This is a genomic window from Fibrisoma limi BUZ 3, assembly GCF_000296815.2.
Lineage (GTDB): Bacteria > Bacteroidota > Bacteroidia > Cytophagales > Spirosomataceae > Fibrisoma > Fibrisoma limi.
Map to the genome: position 1 here is coordinate 1,725,327 of NZ_CAIT01000009.1, position 16,603 is coordinate 1,741,929.

Annotated in this window: 20 protein-coding genes; 3 read left to right on the forward strand and 17 right to left on the reverse strand. The window is 49.1% G+C overall.

The genetic code is table 11. The features are described 5' to 3' along the window. Nucleotides 1-75 precede the first annotated feature (75 nt). The 5 genes from BN8_RS26925 to BN8_RS32640 all read right to left on the reverse strand — a co-directional run bounded on the left by BN8_RS26925 (nt 76) and on the right by BN8_RS32640 (nt 3,361). Complete coding sequence (locus BN8_RS26925) at nt 76-279, reverse strand: hypothetical protein (RefSeq protein WP_051041136.1); 204 nt, start codon at nt 277-279, stop codon at nt 76-78. 285 nt (nt 280-564) lie between these two features. Then, nucleotides 565-1,503 carry an ArdC family protein gene (locus BN8_RS26930; RefSeq protein WP_009285109.1) on the reverse strand — a complete coding sequence of 313 codons (939 nt, stop codon included), beginning with the start codon at nt 1,501-1,503 and terminating at the stop codon, nt 565-567. Nucleotides 1,504-1,738: 235 nt separating this feature from the next. Next, a complete protein-coding gene (locus BN8_RS26935; protein ID WP_009285110.1) occupies nt 1,739-2,212 on the reverse strand; it encodes a JAB domain-containing protein in 474 nt (157 codons plus the stop codon). Nucleotides 2,213-2,221: 9 nt separating this feature from the next. Next, nucleotides 2,222-3,130 (reverse strand): DUF8464 domain-containing protein, encoded by a 909-nt coding sequence (locus BN8_RS26940; protein WP_009285111.1) that lies wholly within the window; start codon nt 3,128-3,130, stop codon nt 2,222-2,224. A gap of 42 nt (nt 3,131-3,172) precedes the next feature. Then, a complete protein-coding gene (locus BN8_RS32640; protein ID WP_083882534.1) occupies nt 3,173-3,361 on the reverse strand; it encodes a helix-turn-helix domain-containing protein in 189 nt (62 codons plus the stop codon). A gap of 376 nt (nt 3,362-3,737) precedes the next feature. Here BN8_RS32640 and BN8_RS26945 point away from each other — a divergent pair, with 376 nt between their 5' ends. Continuing rightward, the gene (locus BN8_RS26945) at nt 3,738-4,127 is read left to right on the forward strand and encodes a hypothetical protein (RefSeq protein ID WP_040006565.1); all 390 of its coding nucleotides are present in this window, start codon (nt 3,738-3,740) and stop codon (nt 4,125-4,127) included. Nucleotides 4,128-4,175: 48 nt separating this feature from the next. On the opposite strand, the gene BN8_RS26950 is transcribed toward BN8_RS26945, so the two are convergent. The 7 genes from BN8_RS26950 to BN8_RS26985 form a co-directional block, all read right to left on the reverse strand. Beyond that, on the reverse strand, nt 4,176-5,345 hold the full coding sequence (locus BN8_RS26950) for a tyrosine-type recombinase/integrase (protein WP_202806402.1): 1,170 nt from the start codon (nt 5,343-5,345) through the stop codon (nt 4,176-4,178). Nucleotides 5,346-6,226: 881 nt separating this feature from the next. After that, a complete protein-coding gene (locus BN8_RS26960; RefSeq protein ID WP_040006569.1) occupies nt 6,227-6,469 on the reverse strand; it encodes a hypothetical protein in 243 nt (80 codons plus the stop codon). Between the two features lie 101 nt (nt 6,470-6,570). Further along, nucleotides 6,571-7,053 carry a hypothetical protein gene (locus BN8_RS26965; RefSeq protein WP_009285114.1) on the reverse strand — a complete coding sequence of 161 codons (483 nt, stop codon included), beginning with the start codon at nt 7,051-7,053 and terminating at the stop codon, nt 6,571-6,573. Between the two features lie 111 nt (nt 7,054-7,164). Next, a complete protein-coding gene (locus BN8_RS26970) occupies nt 7,165-8,142 on the reverse strand; it encodes a nucleotidyl transferase AbiEii/AbiGii toxin family protein (protein WP_009285115.1) in 978 nt (325 codons plus the stop codon). Then, the gene (locus BN8_RS26975; RefSeq protein WP_009285116.1) at nt 8,139-8,867 is read right to left on the reverse strand and encodes a DUF6088 family protein; all 729 of its coding nucleotides are present in this window, start codon (nt 8,865-8,867) and stop codon (nt 8,139-8,141) included. Before BN8_RS26975 ends, BN8_RS26970 begins: the two co-directional genes overlap by 4 nt. 143 nt (nt 8,868-9,010) lie before the next feature. Then, on the reverse strand, nt 9,011-9,478 hold the full coding sequence (locus tag BN8_RS26980; protein ID WP_229368338.1) for a hypothetical protein: 468 nt from the start codon (nt 9,476-9,478) through the stop codon (nt 9,011-9,013). Between the two features lie 77 nt (nt 9,479-9,555). Beyond that, entirely contained in the window at nt 9,556-10,896 is a 1,341-nt protein-coding gene (locus tag BN8_RS26985) for a radical SAM/SPASM domain-containing protein (protein WP_009285118.1), read from the reverse strand. Between the two features lie 277 nt (nt 10,897-11,173). Here BN8_RS26985 and BN8_RS26990 point away from each other — a divergent pair, with 277 nt between their 5' ends. Next, on the forward strand, nt 11,174-11,557 hold the full coding sequence (locus tag BN8_RS26990; protein ID WP_229368340.1) for a helix-turn-helix domain-containing protein: 384 nt from the start codon (nt 11,174-11,176) through the stop codon (nt 11,555-11,557). 210 nt (nt 11,558-11,767) lie between these two features. Here the strand turns inward: BN8_RS26990 and BN8_RS26995 are convergent, their stop codons facing one another. The 5 genes from BN8_RS26995 to BN8_RS27015 all read right to left on the reverse strand — a co-directional run bounded on the left by BN8_RS26995 (nt 11,768) and on the right by BN8_RS27015 (nt 15,674). Beyond that, nucleotides 11,768-12,178: a response regulator gene (locus BN8_RS26995; protein ID WP_009285120.1), complete on the reverse strand. Its 411-nt coding sequence runs from the start codon at nt 12,176-12,178 to the stop codon at nt 11,768-11,770. A gap of 93 nt (nt 12,179-12,271) precedes the next feature. Then, nucleotides 12,272-12,703, reverse strand: a complete 432-nt coding sequence (locus tag BN8_RS27000) for a response regulator (RefSeq protein WP_009285121.1) — start codon at nt 12,701-12,703, stop codon at nt 12,272-12,274. A gap of 236 nt (nt 12,704-12,939) precedes the next feature. Continuing rightward, entirely contained in the window at nt 12,940-13,851 is a 912-nt protein-coding gene (locus BN8_RS27005) for a carboxypeptidase-like regulatory domain-containing protein (RefSeq protein WP_009285122.1), read from the reverse strand. 60 nt (nt 13,852-13,911) lie between these two features. After that, the gene (locus BN8_RS27010) at nt 13,912-14,979 is read right to left on the reverse strand and encodes an endonuclease/exonuclease/phosphatase family protein (protein ID WP_009285123.1); all 1,068 of its coding nucleotides are present in this window, start codon (nt 14,977-14,979) and stop codon (nt 13,912-13,914) included. A gap of 392 nt (nt 14,980-15,371) precedes the next feature. Beyond that, nucleotides 15,372-15,674 carry an ArsR/SmtB family transcription factor gene (locus BN8_RS27015; RefSeq protein ID WP_040006571.1) on the reverse strand — a complete coding sequence of 101 codons (303 nt, stop codon included), beginning with the start codon at nt 15,672-15,674 and terminating at the stop codon, nt 15,372-15,374. 323 nt (nt 15,675-15,997) lie between these two features. On the opposite strand from BN8_RS27015, the gene BN8_RS27020 reads away from it, so the two are divergent. Continuing rightward, nucleotides 15,998-16,396, forward strand: a complete 399-nt coding sequence (locus BN8_RS27020; protein WP_040006573.1) for a response regulator — start codon at nt 15,998-16,000, stop codon at nt 16,394-16,396. The last annotated feature ends 207 nt before the right edge of the window (nt 16,397-16,603 follow it).

Below are 16,603 nucleotides of genomic sequence, written 5' to 3' on the forward strand. Positions count from 1 at the left end.
TCATTTAAGAAATGTATATACAACGCACATTGAACAAAAAAGCCGGGAAAAGTTTTCCCGGCTTTGCGTTTAACGCTATTTCGACTTATTCCTGCGGATGATCACCGAGACGTTTTGACCAAGAATGGTAAGCGATAGGTTCATGCCTGCCTGGTCGCTATGTTCCCAGGCCGCGCCGACCTTGATCCAGTCCGATTTGTCTGTACCGTCTTTGGCTTTGACGATATAAGCCGTATGGGTTGGCCGTTTCGAGAGGGTTTCGATTTGCGTGGTCATCATCAAGTCTCCTTTCCTGTGTGGTTGATGATGGAAGCGACTACAAGCGCATAAAGGCTGGGACCGCTCCCCGAAGGACAAAAATCGATGCGAAATGAAACGAGTGTCTATTTTTGGCCGGAGTCGTCAGAGCCTTTTTGGGCGTAGCTTAAAAAGGAGGGATTAGCGTCGTCGCAGCCGCCTGCGATTACGCTGACATCATCTATCAGCAAACACAGGACAATGAGAATTGCGACCGCGCCCAAGCGAATCCGCTTTTGGCAGAAACACCTGGCTTGATAAGAAGACTCAAGACGGTTGCAGTGCATGCAGATATTCAACGGCCTTTTGCGCATGGGATGCGGCCTGGAAGATGAAACGTTTATCATCCTGCAAGGCTTGAAGCCAGGACTGAATGTAAGCGGCATGTTTGCTTTCCGGCATTGGTTCGAAGCCAAGATCAGCGGCCAGAAAACAGGCTCCCAGTTCAGCAACCAATTCTTCCTTGGCGTAGCCAGCGTCGCCGTAAGTTTTGCGGCCCAGATCCCGGTCTAGCCGGGACGGATGGCGGGTCCAGTGCGTGATTTCGTGAGCAAGCACGGCATAGTAGCTTTCGGCACTCTCAAAGCTCTCAAAGGGCGGCATCTGGACGCGGTCGGTCGTGATCGAGTAAGCGGCCTGGCTGCCCGTATAAATGTCGGCTTTAGTCTGGGCAAAAAAGGTTTCAAGCTGTTCGTTGCGCGAAATCGGATTGACCGTTTCTGGTTCAGGACGTTTGTAGAATGCATCAGATAGCCCCTCGATCTGATCGGCATTGAAAACCACGTAACATTTGAGGAAGGGGATCTGACGGGCTTCCAACTCGCCCTGGTCGTTGGTGTCTTCCTTGATGATCTTATCGGCATAGACCACGTGCGTCCCTTTCTCGCCCTTGCGCACATTGGCTTTCAGTTCAACGGCCTGATTATAGGTCATCCAGTAAGGCGACGTATAACCCTGCTCGGCGGCCGTACCCCACAGCAGGAGCGTATTGACGCCCTGATAGGGAATGTCGTTCCAGCGAAGGGGGCGCTGGACATGACCACTTAGATGATCGGCGTTCCAGGGCTTGCGCCAGGTGAGATTGCCGCTCTCCAGATCGGTGATGATCTTGGCCGTCACGCGGGCGTAGATGTCGTTTTGCGGGCTAGCGCTGTCGGATGCGTTTCTATGGTTCGATTGTCTTGAGCGTTGGCGGGTGGTGGTCATGTGGCGTTCTCCATTGGCTGAAGGGTTATGGGGAGGGCAACGCCCGGCTCTCAAGCGAATGAACCGGCGAACGTCGCGCGGCCGGAATTTTGTCTCGCGAGGAAAAGGCCGCAGGCCTTGGGGAAAATTCTGGTTGGTGGAATGAGCGGGCCGGGTACAGTCCCGCGCCCATCCTTCAGGCGAGGGGAACACATGCCCCCCTGCCCGTGGCTCAAGCGTGGCGAACAACAGCCGCCTATCCGGGCATCAGCCCGTCATCGGCAAAGGACAGGTAGTTGTGCGGGGTAACAATCAGATGATCGAGCACGGCAATATCAAGCAGTTTACCGCCGTCCTTGAGCTTGCGGGTCAGCACCTTGTCCGGTTCGCTGGGTGTCAGATTGCCGCTGGGATGATTGTGGGCCAGAATGAGGCTCGTAGCGCGGGCTTTGAGAGCGGTGGCAAAGATGACTTTGGGATCGGCCAGGCAGGATGATATACCGCCAGTCGCAATGTCAGAGACGGCCAGACAGTGATTGTTCTGGTCAAGAAGCAGGATTTTGAACTGTTCGACCAGCTCCATGCGGTTCAGGTCCCACATGGTGCGGAGAACTTCGTAAGCGGTTGAAGATTGCCGGATTTGGATGCGGTCCTGATAGGGAGCCGGATTGCGATAGATAATCTCGACCTCATTCACCATGAACAGGGATTGCAGACTGAGCTGGTTCAAGGGCGTCTCCTACAGGTTCAGGCCAAGCGTGTGCATGTGCCAGGCGTTCACGTCCTTGTGGGGCGCATAGATGCGGTTCATGCGTTTGTGCGTGAGATCGTTCTGTGTTTTGAAGAAATCCGCGAGTATTCCGGTAGCATCCTGACCGGCTTTATCGTTATCGAGCCAGGTGTAAGCGACGCGGTAGCCGTAACCCTGCATGTAGGGCCCAACCTGCTTTAAACAGGCCAGAGAATTTAGAATGATGGTGTCGCCCTTAAACCGGTTACCCTTGAACTGCGCGATAGCGGACAGGTAATCCATCATGCCCTCAAAGATGTGAATGGTTTCTGGTTTAGGATTCCTGCCGCGAATGAAGGAGATGGCCTTGGGACCGAGCGTTCCTTTAAAATACGGGTTTCGCAGCTCGTAACCGCCCTCTTCGTTGTCAAGACCTAAAGCAAAAAGGTTTTTACCTGTGCGCTGGTTGTAGACGTAGACTTCTTTCAAATATTGATCGGCCAGTTCAAGCGGGATACCGCGTTTTTCCAGATAGTGGATCAAACCCAGTCGCTGGATGGACCTGGTCTTTTTTATGATCAGGCTGGCTTCGTTCTCGGCGGGTGTTTCGGGGTAAACAGGCTCAAAAACATATGGTCCGAGGCCAATGTTTTTCAGCCAGCGCAGAGCGTCGGAAACGGTATCGGCTTCGCGGGTGAATTTGAGGTAGGCTTGCGCGAAATCGACCGGATCGCCCCCTCGCCCGTCGCCAAAGTCATGCCAGCGATTGTCTTTGAGATAGACGTAAAAGCTGGGTGTTTTTTCCTGCCGGACAGGTGAGAGGTAGAGTTGCTTCGTGGCAGTTGTCTTCCGGGGGTGGATGCCAAGTCGGTTCAGAATTTCGGCAATAGAAATCTCTTTCGCCTGATCGATGTTCATGGCGACCTCCTGCAAAATGATGAAAAATGATTTGAGAGTTACTTAGCGCTCAAGCTGGCGTTCAATAAATTTGTCAAGTTCTGAACGACGATAACGAACCGCTCGGCCCACCTTGAGCGGCTTTAAATCATAGCGCTTTGTACAATCCCACACGGCCAGAGTATTCGGGGAAATGCGGAGGTATTTGGCCGCTTCCTTTCGATCTAATAGGGTTTCATTCGTGGTCGGCATGTTATCCCCCTGTCTATATATGATTACGCCACGTGAAGTAGGAATATAATCATGATACAAGGAATTAATACCTACAGTCAATCAAAAACGGGATTCGTTAAAACTAAACAAGAACTAAGAAGTTGGGTAAAAAACGGTAAAACCAACAGGCTGAGAACCGCCAATAATGCGGTACCGGCTCATTTAGCGATAAGCTGTGGTAGATATAAGTGCTTGAAAAGATTTGCTGGAGGGGAGCAACTTTGAACGGACGACTTCTAGCCTATTGAAAAAACAGTGTAGCTAGGACAGTAATTGTTATTTTGTTTTTATTGACAGGTACACTATTTGTGTACAGGATACAGAAACCGCTCTCTTTGCCGTCAGATTAGCTTTCATGACATCCCTATTTAAGTTGTTTTCTCAAAGTTGCGGTTTACCATTAAAAGAAGCCCAACTGTTCTTAGGCACGAGCGTTGACACGACCAAATCATGGTGGTCAGGTCGCCGGAATCCGCCGGAAGCGATCTTAGAAAAACTGGTTGACCTGTCGATCAATCAGGATATCGCAGCTCAAGAGCTGTTGCTGCAATTGGAAGCATTAGGCAAGAAGAATAAAAAGCAGCATATTACCTTGAAGGCATATACGTTGGATTCTCAGGCACAGGCTATTGGATGGCCATCGGCCAATGCTTATATGGCCGTTATTCGAAAAGCTGTTGAGAAAATGCCGATAGAACTTGCTATGCGCTTGGTATTAATGACTGATAAGAACAAGGTATCCTAAATAATGCATAATAACAGCAACACTGCGTTTGCGTTGGTTGTGATAGCATCACCTTGCTAGCACATTATCAATATAATCAGCATACTCCTGCATCATTTTTGTACGTTGGGGCAAAAACTGGGCGCGGTCATATGCACGGTCGACACCACTTTTAGGAACGTGTGCCAGTTGCCGATCCGCAATGTCATGCGGGTAGCCCAACTTTTCCTTTAAAATCCCCAAGGCCAACGATCGGAATCCATGACCGGTCATTTTACCGTTATAGCCCATCCGCTTGATGGCAACCAGCATCGTGTTTTTGTTCATGGGCTTTTTGGGGTTGTAATATCCGGGAAAGATAAATTCCCGGTGCGCATTCAATGCGGACAGCTCTCGAAAAATCGCCAGCGATTGTTGCGATAATGGGACGATATGAGGAAGATTCATCTTCATTCGCTCGGCCGGAATAACCCACATCGCCTTGTCAAAATTGATTTCGTTCCATCTAGCTTCTACGAGCTCACCTGTACGCACGAACGTCAGAAGTAATAATCTTAGTGCCAGAAAAGTCTGTCGATGAACGTGAGCCTGATAATCCGTCAGGCGAGCGAGAAATTCAGGAAACTCATCGACAGAAATAGATGCGTAATGCCCTCGCTTAAATTTCTTCATCGCAGCCTCTAACCCATACGTGGGATCACGTTCTGCCCGACCGGTCGCGATGGCGTATTTAAAAACATGGCTACACACAGCCTTCATACGACGCGAAAGATCGGGAGCTGTCTTTTCAATCTTTTGCAGGCAATTCAACATCATCATGGGCTGGATATCCGCTAGCGAAAAACTGCCCAAGCACGGAAATATGTATTTCTCAAAGCGGTGTTTAATGATATCGGCGTGTTTGGGCTTCCATAAAGGCTTCTGCTTTTCATGCCATTCTATCGCCATCGCTCTAAAATCGAGCTTTTGGTTTAGAGCCTGGATCTGAGCCGCCTGTAAACGTTTCAAGACGGGATCAATGCCAGCCTTTATGTCTCGCTTAATCTCGTCTTTGGCCTTACGGGCATCCGCTACTGAAACCGCTGGATAAGCGCCAATTGAAATCCGCTTTTCCTTGCCCTGAAGTCGATACTTCAACCGCCAGAATTTGGTCCCGTACGGAGTGACTTCTAGATATAGCCCTTCACCGTCTGCAAGCTTATAAGGTTTCGGTTTGGGTTTCGCAGTCTGACACGTCATGTTTGACAAAGCCATGATCACACCTCCTCTCCATTGACCAGACGGTTCACGTCGAGCGGCAACTTCATGCCCCCATGCATGCCCCCACTTTTGATTAGTGTGAGTGTATGATAGGAATATATTGATAAAGGGAGGATAGCCTTAAGGTGCTGCGAAAATTGAATTTTTCGCATTTGGATAAGGACAGATAATGTCAGTAAAAAAGAGATTGGTGCCCGTAGCCGCATTGCCATTTTCGCTCCAAGTACTTGAATTCATTTACATTACAACGGATCATTCTACTAGATGCCCCCAACTATGCCCCCAGTTACGATGAATGTCCATATAGCCTATGGTATCATCTGGCGATTCTGTAGGCAACGAAAATTTTTAAAAGGCTCTAAAGAAGTGCCACCAATCATATAGGCAGATGGATGGAAATCAGCCATCATTTACATATTCATGTCAAGCCTCATCGCTCATGACGATTTGTCGCCAGTTCAAGCCTAGGCGGGCTCACCATTTAAATCAGATATTTAATTGCAGGCTTATGGTCACAAAATATACCTCGGAGTTACACTGGGGCTATTGGCGTCAACAGGCCACTACGTTGCTAAATCAAATCACGCGGTCAATACATCAAGTTATGTTGTTCTTAAAGGAAGTTTTAGATAACAGCAGATGTGTTTACCTGAACCTGAAACAGGTCCTGGAAAATGGCCAGGTTGTTTCGATTTCTCGGCTGCCGGTCAGGGGCACTGTTTTCGACGCCAAACATCAACTCGGCGATGGTGATATCGGATAAAAAACAGGCTAGTGGACCAATTTGGGCAATCGTTCTTTAAGTGCAAAATCATTCTTGTTGAGGTGTACACAAATATTGATATCCAGCAAATAATGGCTCATAATTCCATGTCACGGGTCCCAAAGTGGCGGGCGTTTTGAAGTGTAGCGTTTAGCTCGTCACCGGTTTCATCCCCTGCCCAGCTTCCGGCAAGGCGATTTAACAGCGTTAAGGCTTCGGCTTCAGTCAACTCAGTATCAACATGGGCTTCTTGGGTAGATAGCCCTAACCGATCCGCCAAGCCTTTGAACAAAGCAAAATCCGTTTCGTTTCGGGTTTCGATGGTGATAATATGGGTCATATGCAAAAAGCCGTTTTATGAAAGGTAGTGTCCCAAAGGGGCACATTTATTTTAACACATAACACTGCAAACTACCAGAAAATCGTGCTCTTACTAGTTTTTCATGATTCCTTTGTCCGTAGGTATCTAGAAAACCATTGGAGATCCCGCTCCAACGTAATTTTATTATCGTAAATATCTCGTCCTTCTACTTTCAGGGTAATCAATGCCAGTTGCCGCCGAGCGTGGTTGATTTCGCTTTCGCCCTCATGCTCATCAAAGCGGGTTTCAAAAACGACCAAATGCGCATTAGGCAGCACAACGCGCTTTACGGCATTAGTGATCGCTACCCGCATGTACGATTTGGGATCAAGATCAAGGCAATCATCAATAGCCGTGTAGGGCTGGCCATCTTTTATAAAGAGCAAACGATCAATAATGAGGGGACCTAAGCCATTATTGCGGATATGAACGGCAAGTTGCTTGTTATAATCAGGTAAATCAATCTGGCCTAACGGTTTGAGTGATTTTTCATTATGCGTTCGTTGCAGGTATAATTGATAGAACGTCGCCAGCAACGCTAATATCGAAATAATGATGGCCAAGATGCCCTCCCTAGCCGAATCAGGATACCGCAATTAGCTTACAATCCTTTTGGCGGATTAAAATTCGTTTTTTGTGTTGCATGTGAATTCGTGTTTCGTGTCAAGAACCGCTCATGGTTCCAGCGTCCAGACCACCAAAGCCAGCCTGGCTTTAATGCGCTGCAAGGTTTGAAGGACTGCTTCTTCAGCCGGTAACTCCCCGAACACCAGATTTTTGAACGAGCCGTAGTACGTACTGCGCAGTTCCGGCCAAACACGGTCTAAATCACCGAACAACAAGGCTTGTGCAGGATGCGGATACAACCAGTCCTTGTTGTTTCGAAAACTGACTTCATCGTCTTTAGCCACGTTGTCTAGCATGTCAACAAACGCACCGGAATCAAAAAACGTCGACAGATCGGCTTGTTGTAGCAATTGGTGGAGGTCATACACGTGGCGAATTTTATTCCGTAAATCCATGAGTGGTTTTTCTGTGTAGGAAAACCGAACCAGGCTCATGATTTTCTCGCAAAGCGTCCGTGTAGGGGCTAATAAGGGCACGTCAAACGGCAACAGATCATATTGAATGGCGAAGTCGCCTTGTCCTCTGCTCTGCATCATCTGATAGATAAACGAACTGACCTGTCCTGTCGTCATCGGTTCCGACGAGCCCAGCCAACTCGATTCCAGGATGATCAGGTCACGCACCTGCCCAAACTCACCGGTAAACAGCCGTGAATACGAATGAGCTGTTTTGCGGATCATCCCCTTTTTATTAGTAATTCCTGGAATGTCTTGTTCGGGTAGCCATTCCGATACGGCAGTGCTAATTCGTTTGAGCCGCTCTTTGAGTTGGTTAGCTGATAAAGACGGGTCCTTTAAAAGCACTAAGTCTATGTCTTCTGAAAAGCGATGGATAAACGAGAAACACTTCGATAAAGCGGTTCCCCCTTTAAACACGGTGAATTCAGCCAATGGCCCCGTAAAAATGCGTTGCAAAGCCAGCGTCACCCAATAGTCTTTCTCGACGTAAATTTCGGGCAAGTTCATTTGTTGCGCGGTGATACTGACCGCATCGGCAAAGAGGTCGCGGTTTTCGTGCAGCTTCATCGAATATGCCAGTCGGATGCGGTTGGTAACAGGCTATCGTTAATACCCAGCTCAAACGTCGTGAGCGGATTGAGGCTACTGCTTAGTTTGTCAATGCCTTTCTTTACGTTCAAGTCCATCAGGATCGCCCCCAACAAGGCCCTCACCCGTGGCGGGTAAGCCAGCGCATAGTCAATCACCATCTGCCGCTGTGCGGGTGTAAGCACGCTCAGGCGGCTTTTAAAAATAGCCAGGGCATTCTCTATATCGACATCAGGAATTTGTTTGAGGTCTTTTATCGCATCCAGAAAGCCTAGCATCTGATAATTGGCATCCGTGACATCGACATAGCTCTTGACCGGCGTTGCTTTGACCGCTCCGTTGTTAACAAAAATACGCCGGTTGCGGCTGGCTATTTGCATCACGGCGGGCACTTGAGTGGTCAGCCCTAATTGATTATAGAGATAGTCGCCGGTGATATAAGCCGTTCGTTTGCCGTTTTGATAAAGATAGGGTTTGAGAAGCTGCTGCTCGTCCGGTTTTTTCTCGCCAAAAACGGTTTTCTTAGGCTTATAAAAAATGCCCTTGGCAAGTTTTTTAATGACACCTTTCTTTTGCAGCCGTTCGAGCGCTTTAGCCGCTGTTAAATACTCCTGTTTGGGTATGGCCAGTTGGCCATATCCAAAGCTGGTGTCTTCGGGTAGCTCCTTAACCTGTTGGCTTACTTTATCGGAAACGCGGGTCATGGAACAAGTATACCCTAAAGCTTTACAATTGTCAAGTTTTTTGATCAAAAGACTTGACAACAAGAAACTACCCCCCAATAGATGGGAGATAAATGAAACATATCGATGGCTATCGGTACAGTTTAATGGGCTAAGTTGCTCGCTTAGCAGGCTCCCATGTACCGGGCGAACCAGTTGAAATTACGCTGGAGCGTAATTTTATTATCGTAAATATCCCGCCCTTCTACCTTCAGGGTGATCGATGCCAGTTGCCGCCGAGCGTGGTTGATTTCGCTCTCGCCTTCATGCTCACCAAATTGGGTTTCAAAAACGACCAGATGCGCATGGGGAAGCACCACGCGTTTTACAGCATCATTGATGGCCATCCGCATGTACGACCTCGGATGAAGATCAAGGCAATCGTCAATGTTCGTATAGGACTGGCCGTCTTTGACGAATGTCAGTCGGTCTATGATCAAGGGGCCGAGACCATTATTGCGGACATGAACGGCAAGCTGCTTGTTGAAGTCGGGCAGATCAATCTGACCCAGTGGCTTGAGTGACTTTTCGTTATGCGTTCGTTGCAGGTATAACTGATAGAACGTGGCCAGCAACGCTACTACTGAAATCAAAATCGCCAAGTTGGCCTCCTATAACACAAACGCTTAGAATGCAGGAAAGCACCCTCTTAGCAAAAGGTGCTTTCCAGCTAGACTATCATTCTATACTCCTGCAACAATTTCAATCGCTCCCGCGCCTGCAATTCATAGATTAGGGGAATAAAGCGGTGATAGAGGCTGCATTGCGGGTCTTTACCGTTGACCCGGTACACGGGACAGCCGCTGGTGCAAACCGATCGGTAACGGCAGGATTGGCAATCCTGCGACTTCATGTCTTCGTAATGGCTGCCCTGCTCGATCATATCGACCAAATCCATATCCGTATCGAAGAGGCTATAGGATAGCTGCGTATGATCGCCAAAATGGACATGGCAATAATTGACCGTGCCATCGACATAGATCGCTCCGCCGGAAAATCCGGATGCGCAGGTCTGAAAGCCTAACTCGCTGGGTTTAAGATCGCAGAACTGATGACGCTGGGAAAAGCGCCAGCCCTGCCCGATAGCCTCTTTCATCAACGCGTAGGATACCGATAAGTAGTTGTCCAGCAATTCCGCATTAATGGCTTCGCCTTTGACAATCGAATAGCGAAACGGAACGTCCAGATCAATCAGGTAACGCGTTAGACGCGGCAACCCTGCCAGGTTGCTGTTGGTCACGACCGTATTGGTTGATACCGGAATGTTATGCGCTAGCAAGGTCCGCAAATTCCGGTCAATGAGGGCAAAGCTTCCGGCACCGGATTTAAAGGTGCGCGTGTTGTCGTGATCCACATCCAACCCATCTAGCGAAATCCCGTAGCTGATACCGTGCTCCTTCGAGAATTCCACTATCTCATCGGTTAAAATGGTCAGATTGGTGATAAACGAGCATTCTAACTGACAACCCATATCCTGCAAGGTTCTTTTGGCCTGGGGAATAAAAGCCTTCCAAGCTTTGAACTGGCTGAGGGGTTCTCCTCCGGCCAAGCGCAGTTTGATGGATTTGAGACCTCGTTTCTGAACCGTCTCGACCATCTTGTTTAGCAATTGCTGACGGGTTGTCTCTGCCATGCCCGACGTGGTGTTGAGCGTCGAGATGTAGCAATAGCTACAGGTCAGATTGCAGCGATTGGTGGTGTGAATCCAGAAGTTGAGCGATTTCGGGTTAGCTGGTTTGCGCGGTGCACTAAACTGCTGGTCAAACCGGATGATTTCAGTTCGAGCCAGCAGGTTTAGAAACTCCTCAAGCACCTCAGCCTCAATACCGAGATTTTCGCTAAGGGCTGATATGGAAGTTTGATTGTCAATGGCCGCTAAAATCTCATATTGCGCCCGATTGAGAATCCGTAACGAGTTTGGATAAGCACAATTGACGACAAAGACATGCTGGTCGTCAATGGGCCTGACTAGGAGCTGTGGCGATTTGATCGGTACAAATGTCTTCATCATCGTCTGAAGTGGAGTAACCTATGCAATCGCAATTGGCATTGGCCGAGCTTGCCATCAGCCTTTGGCGTCCGAGTTGCTGTTCGAGCAAGGTAAAATCATCGAAGAGAATGTTCTGGGGCGAAGTCGAGGTCATGGCGCATGAATGTTAGCGTTGGTTTGCTAAGATACACGCTCTTCCAGGCTCGCTTATAGCTGGCTGGCTTGTATCGCACAAGGCTAAGCTTGTTTCGTACCAGGGTGATTTTGTTTAGCTTTGTGGATGGACACAACGCCATCAATGATACATCACGGTCGCAACGTGAAACGGATACGGGAGATCCTGGGCGTCAAGCAGGATTTTCTGGCAACTTCGTTAGGGCTGAGTCAGCAGGCCATTTCTCAACTTGAGCAGAAGGAGGTGTTGGATGCCCCATCTTTACAGAGGGTATCCAAAGCCTTGGGCGTGTCAGAAGACGCTATTAAAAACTTCAGCGAAGAGTCGGCTATCCAGATTTTTTCTAACACTTATCACGATCATGCCGCCTCGGTCCAGTATAATTTCAATCCGGTTGATAAGTGGCTCGAAGCGATTGAGGAAAACAAAAAACTCTACGAACGGCTGTTGCAAGCGGAGCGTGAAAAGAACGAGCTGTTACAGAAACTATTAGCGTCAAAACAATAAGCTGACGTGCAGCCAGCAATGAACTTAGATACGCAGGCACAAAAAAGCCTACTCTTAATCAAGAGCAGGCTTTCCGCTTCTATCCACACCATAAATTCTTGTTTGACACAAGAACATGATACAGCAAATTTAGGGAATTCTATCAGGTAAATCGCAACCCAAGGGTTATGTGTCTGATAGACAGCGCGTCATCGCCGTTTTGACCTACCGCTATTCATGTTTGACAAGGTCATGCAACCGCAGCCAAAACAGCTGCATACCCCTGACCATCTCTTGCAAATCAGCAAACCCGTTGGGCTTAATCAGATAAGCCTTCGCACCGGCCACGTATGCTTTACTGATGTACGGGCCGTAACTGGCCGTGCTCAGCATCAGGGTTGGAATCCGTCGGTAGCGCTCGGATTGCTGTAATTCGGCCAATGTCTCAAACCCATCCAGTCGGGGCATGTTCACATCCAGGATAATCAAGGCGGGTAGGACGGGCATAGCTCTTAGCTGCTGCAATAAGCTTTCTCCGTTGTCGGCTACGCGAAGTTGTACGCCGGGTACGACCTGCTCAAAGGCATCACGGATTAACGCTTGATCGTCTTCGTCATCTTCGGCAATCAGTACAAAAATCATTTTGCTTTGGGCTTCAGGTAGCTAAGATAACAAATGCGACCTAATTTGTTTGTAAAGCTGACTTAATCAAGGTAAACCCCACGCCTAACTAATTTACAAATTGTTGTTTTGCCGGTGCGGTTGGACCGCTACATCAAGCCAGAAAGAACGCACCTGGCTTAAGAGATACTTATACTCCTGAAACGAAACCGGCTTGACCATGTAAGCATTGGCACCAACAGCGTAATAATCGTCCACCTGATCAAGCATGGATGAGCCTGTTAGGACCAGAATCTGAATGGAGCGAAAGCGTTTTTCCGCCCGTAGCTCCTGAATGAACTCATAGCCAGAATAAGGGGGGATATTGGCATCCATTAAGATTAGTACCGGCCGGGGGCCTGGACCGTTCAGATACGTGTACATCTCTTCACGGCTGCGGGCACAGATTAATTGACAGTTGGCCCAGCTTTCTTGAACGACCCGCTCAATGATCAAACATTCATCTTCGTCATCATCGACCAGCAGCACGGTAAAGCTCGCGTTCATAGCTACTTACAAATTGGTTTGTACCAATAAATCTAGCTTTGTACTAGATTGTTTTGAAAGTTGCCTTAATCGATGGCTATAGCAATTTATGTCCGGGCGAGTGCGGACTAAAAGTGTGTGTTCCTGTCATTATGCCGTCTTTCGGCAAACAGCAGTAACACCGCGCTGTAATGGTAAAGGTTACCATTGAGCCTTACTTGGGTGAGACACAGCGTACACAAGCGCTGAGGATTTGCTTATTGGTTTACAACAAAGGGCTTGCTTTGCCAGGTGAAGGAGGCGTTGTTGCCATCCCGGCCCTTTAATACAAAGGTTACGGAGCGACCCTTGGTGGTGTCCAACACACTGAGCGTGTCACGCACCCGGCCATTTGCCGAAAATTTATCAGTGATGCTGGTCACAATCCCTTTCGGCGTTGCGGTGATGGCATACACATATGGGCGGCTTCCTCCGCTAACCTGCCCGCTCACCAAGACCTGCCGACCCGTGGCGGAGAACGCTACCGTATCCACCCGAAGCGAATCGGTGGTACCGCTTGCTTGCGATTTATCCGATGAGCCATAGTAGAAGCCGATGATCGTTCCCAGTATTCCGATCAATAGCGTCAAGATCTCTTTACCCAGCGTGAAGCGCTTGTCGAGATCCTTGCCGCCGGTCATGATGGCTGCCAGCATGAGTATGGCCGCCATCGAAATGGTGGTGACAGCCACCAGGTAGGTAATCGCCCCCCTTGCCGTTTCAATGTTGTTGAGCTTGGCCAGGGAAAGCTCAGGCAGGCTGCCAACGATGAGACAGTAGAAGAATATCCAGCCGATGACGGCCAGAAACAGATACTGGCCGTATTTGAGCAGCACAAAGCGGTTAAACAGATCGATCAATCGAAGCCGGGTTGGGGTGGTGATCATCTTGAAATCCACTACCGTATCCGTCGTCTGCCCGCTGGCGATTTGGGCAAGCTGCTCGATGACGTTACGTCCCCGAATGGCGGACACTTTGTAATTACCGACGGCAGGGCCAACAAAGCTGTAACTGCCGTTGATCCCCGACAGGGTGACTTGGGGAGCCCCCCCACCGCCCACTAACAGCAAGGAGACATTGGGTAATGGGATATCGTTGGCATCAACGACCGTACCGGTGATATTGGCCATGGCATCGACTGATTAGGGAAGGGTAGAACACGCTTAAAAGCTAGGTAGAGGAAAAATGTCTCAAGGATTGATAGGCAGGCTGACGGGCACGATGGCTTTTTTTCCCGCTTTGATGGCCTCCAGATACTCCCGGCTGAAATCCACCCGCAGCTCGATCCACATCGGCAAATGATTCGACATCTGATAGGTTCGCCAGTCGCTATACTTGGCTAGTTTTCCATTCTTTTGTTTAAGATCATCCGCGTAAATCGTATCCTCATCTTTGCGGTAGACATGCTGGTAGTAATCGAACACCCCTGCGTTACAATCAACCAGCTTATCTTTCAGATCGGGAGCGATAAAGGCGATTTGATCGAAGTGCTTAGATTGGTTGATGTTGGTGCCAATTCCTAAAAGCTTGGGATGCACCTCAAAACCCGGCTTGGTCAGTACATCAAATGTTTCGTCATCAGTATCGAAGATGTTAAAGTCGCCCAGCACGATCATGTTCTTGGCCCAGGCGGATGACTTTTTGACCGCATTGGCCAGGTGTTGGGCCAGATGCTCGATTTCTTTGATCCGCTGGGGATCGTTCTTGATGCTTCGGCCGTAATAGATGTGCGCCGTACAAATAGTGAACTTGAACCACGCCGTTCGAAACCCGACCAGATACGGCGTGCGGGCAAACTGAAAAGACGGGGTTTGTTTGTCAAGCGGTGGCAGCACCACCTCCCCCGCCAACCCGCCAAAGCGCACCTTTCTGGTGTCATAGACAAAGGCCATGCGTTCGAGATTGCCCTGCCGGCCTTCAGTGACATCGGTCAAAAGATATTGCCAGGAACTGCCCAGAATATCCATGACCTTCTCTAAGGAGGAGAGATTGTCCCGCACCTCCTGCACGGCGACGATGTCGAAGTGATCGATGATTTCGGCGATGTAATAAAGGGCTTCGCGTTGGCGGGTACCGCCGTATTTAGGCCCCTGAAACTCGCGGAGGTTCCAGGTCGCCAGCAGCAGGCGGCTGGAGCGGACCCGCTCAGGCACGCCATTGATCTTATCCTTCATGGCCTCCTTTAACCGCAGGATGCCATCAGCGGTGCGTTGGGAGCGCGGTTGCCCCAACTTATGGAGTTCGTAATAGAACGGCATGGATCAACGAGTATAAAGTGAGTGTACAAACTGATAGCGTTGCCGCAACGGGCATTACGACCAGAGCGTTCGGCGTACGGATGATAGTCATCTACAATCACCCGTGAGTACGCTATTGACCGACTAAACTAGGTTGTATGAATTGAGGAGGCAATGGGAGATTTCCCGTATTTTGGTGGGTGATTGGCCGGAGCCACGCTGATCGGTTTCAAGCCGTATTGTGAGCAGATAACCTACGGTCTGCTAAAAGGCTTCAGTCTCAAACTGACTGACGGCACGGCGTACCGGTTTGCACTGGCCAGACCAGGCGCTGCTCTGAAGCAACAGCAGGTAAAACGTGGCAATACCCCGTAAGGAAAATAGGGTACGAGCCTGAACGACCAGGCGATGATTTATGCATGTTTGTTGGTGACGAGGGGGCTGGCCAGCAGCTTAGAAATGCATTCGGCATAGATAGGATCGCCCACGGAATAAAATCTGTTACTTCCATGACGACGACTATCTAGTAGGCCTCTATCCCGCATTTTGTTCAAATGATGCGAAACCAGGGATTGGTCCAGCTGCATCTGCTCCTGAAGTTGAGTAACGGTTAGTTCGTTTGTTTCAAGCAGCCGCAAAGTGATCTGGAACCTGATCGGATGGGCCATGGCTCTCAAGAGATAAGTCGCCTTGTCCAGGCGTTGCTGTTCGGTCATAAAGAGAGAGTTTACAACAGGTTCGCTTTGTTGAAAGCAATTCGATGCATTTTGCCAATTTACAAGCCATTACACTGACAAACCAAATGACTCTATTTTGAGAAAGCCCAGCCTGCCATGACCGAGTGAGCAACAACGCCCTCACGTAAAGATATACCAATCTGTTTATCAACCGTTTCGTGCGACAGGACACAGCTGTCGATCTTCATAGCGCTTGTTTATTCACCGGGTCTCGCTTTGCCATTGAACCCGTTATATTTGTCTGTTACCGACCCTGCATCACTCGGATGCTCTTGGCTAGGTGTAACCATTCACTTCATTACATGCAGTCTTCAACGCTCATTTGGATTGTCGATGATGACATGGATGATCAGTATTTGCTGACAATCGCTTTGGAGCAGGTTCTTTCACCCCTTCGCATTGAATCGCTTGCTGACGGTGATGAGGTGCTGCCCCGCCTTCGGCAAGCTTCAACATTGCCGGATCTGATTTTGTTGGACTTGAACATGACGCGCCAAGACGGGTTTCAAACTTTGGCGGAGTTACGGAGCACGCCCGCGTATCGGCATCTGCCGGTGATTATCCTCACCACCTCAAGCGCTCCCACAGATCGGGAAAAATCGCTGAGCCTGGGGGCGAACGGGTATTTGATCAAACCAGCCCGGCAAGACGAGATGATGCGGATGGCGCGGCAACTCGTGATCGATTGGCAGTTGCAGTAAATAAGGTTAAATCCTTCCAGATACCGATTGAGCAAGCCAACGGCTCAAGCGCGTATCCGGAAGGATGCCAAAGAGAAACGCTCGAAAAGCCGCAGGACAAAGATACAACCATTCAGTATAATCGCAGCGTAGAATAGATCTCCTCAACCATCTAATAAGTTTAGACTTGTAAGGTATTCTGTGGGTTGCGAGAAAGCTTATTTTCAC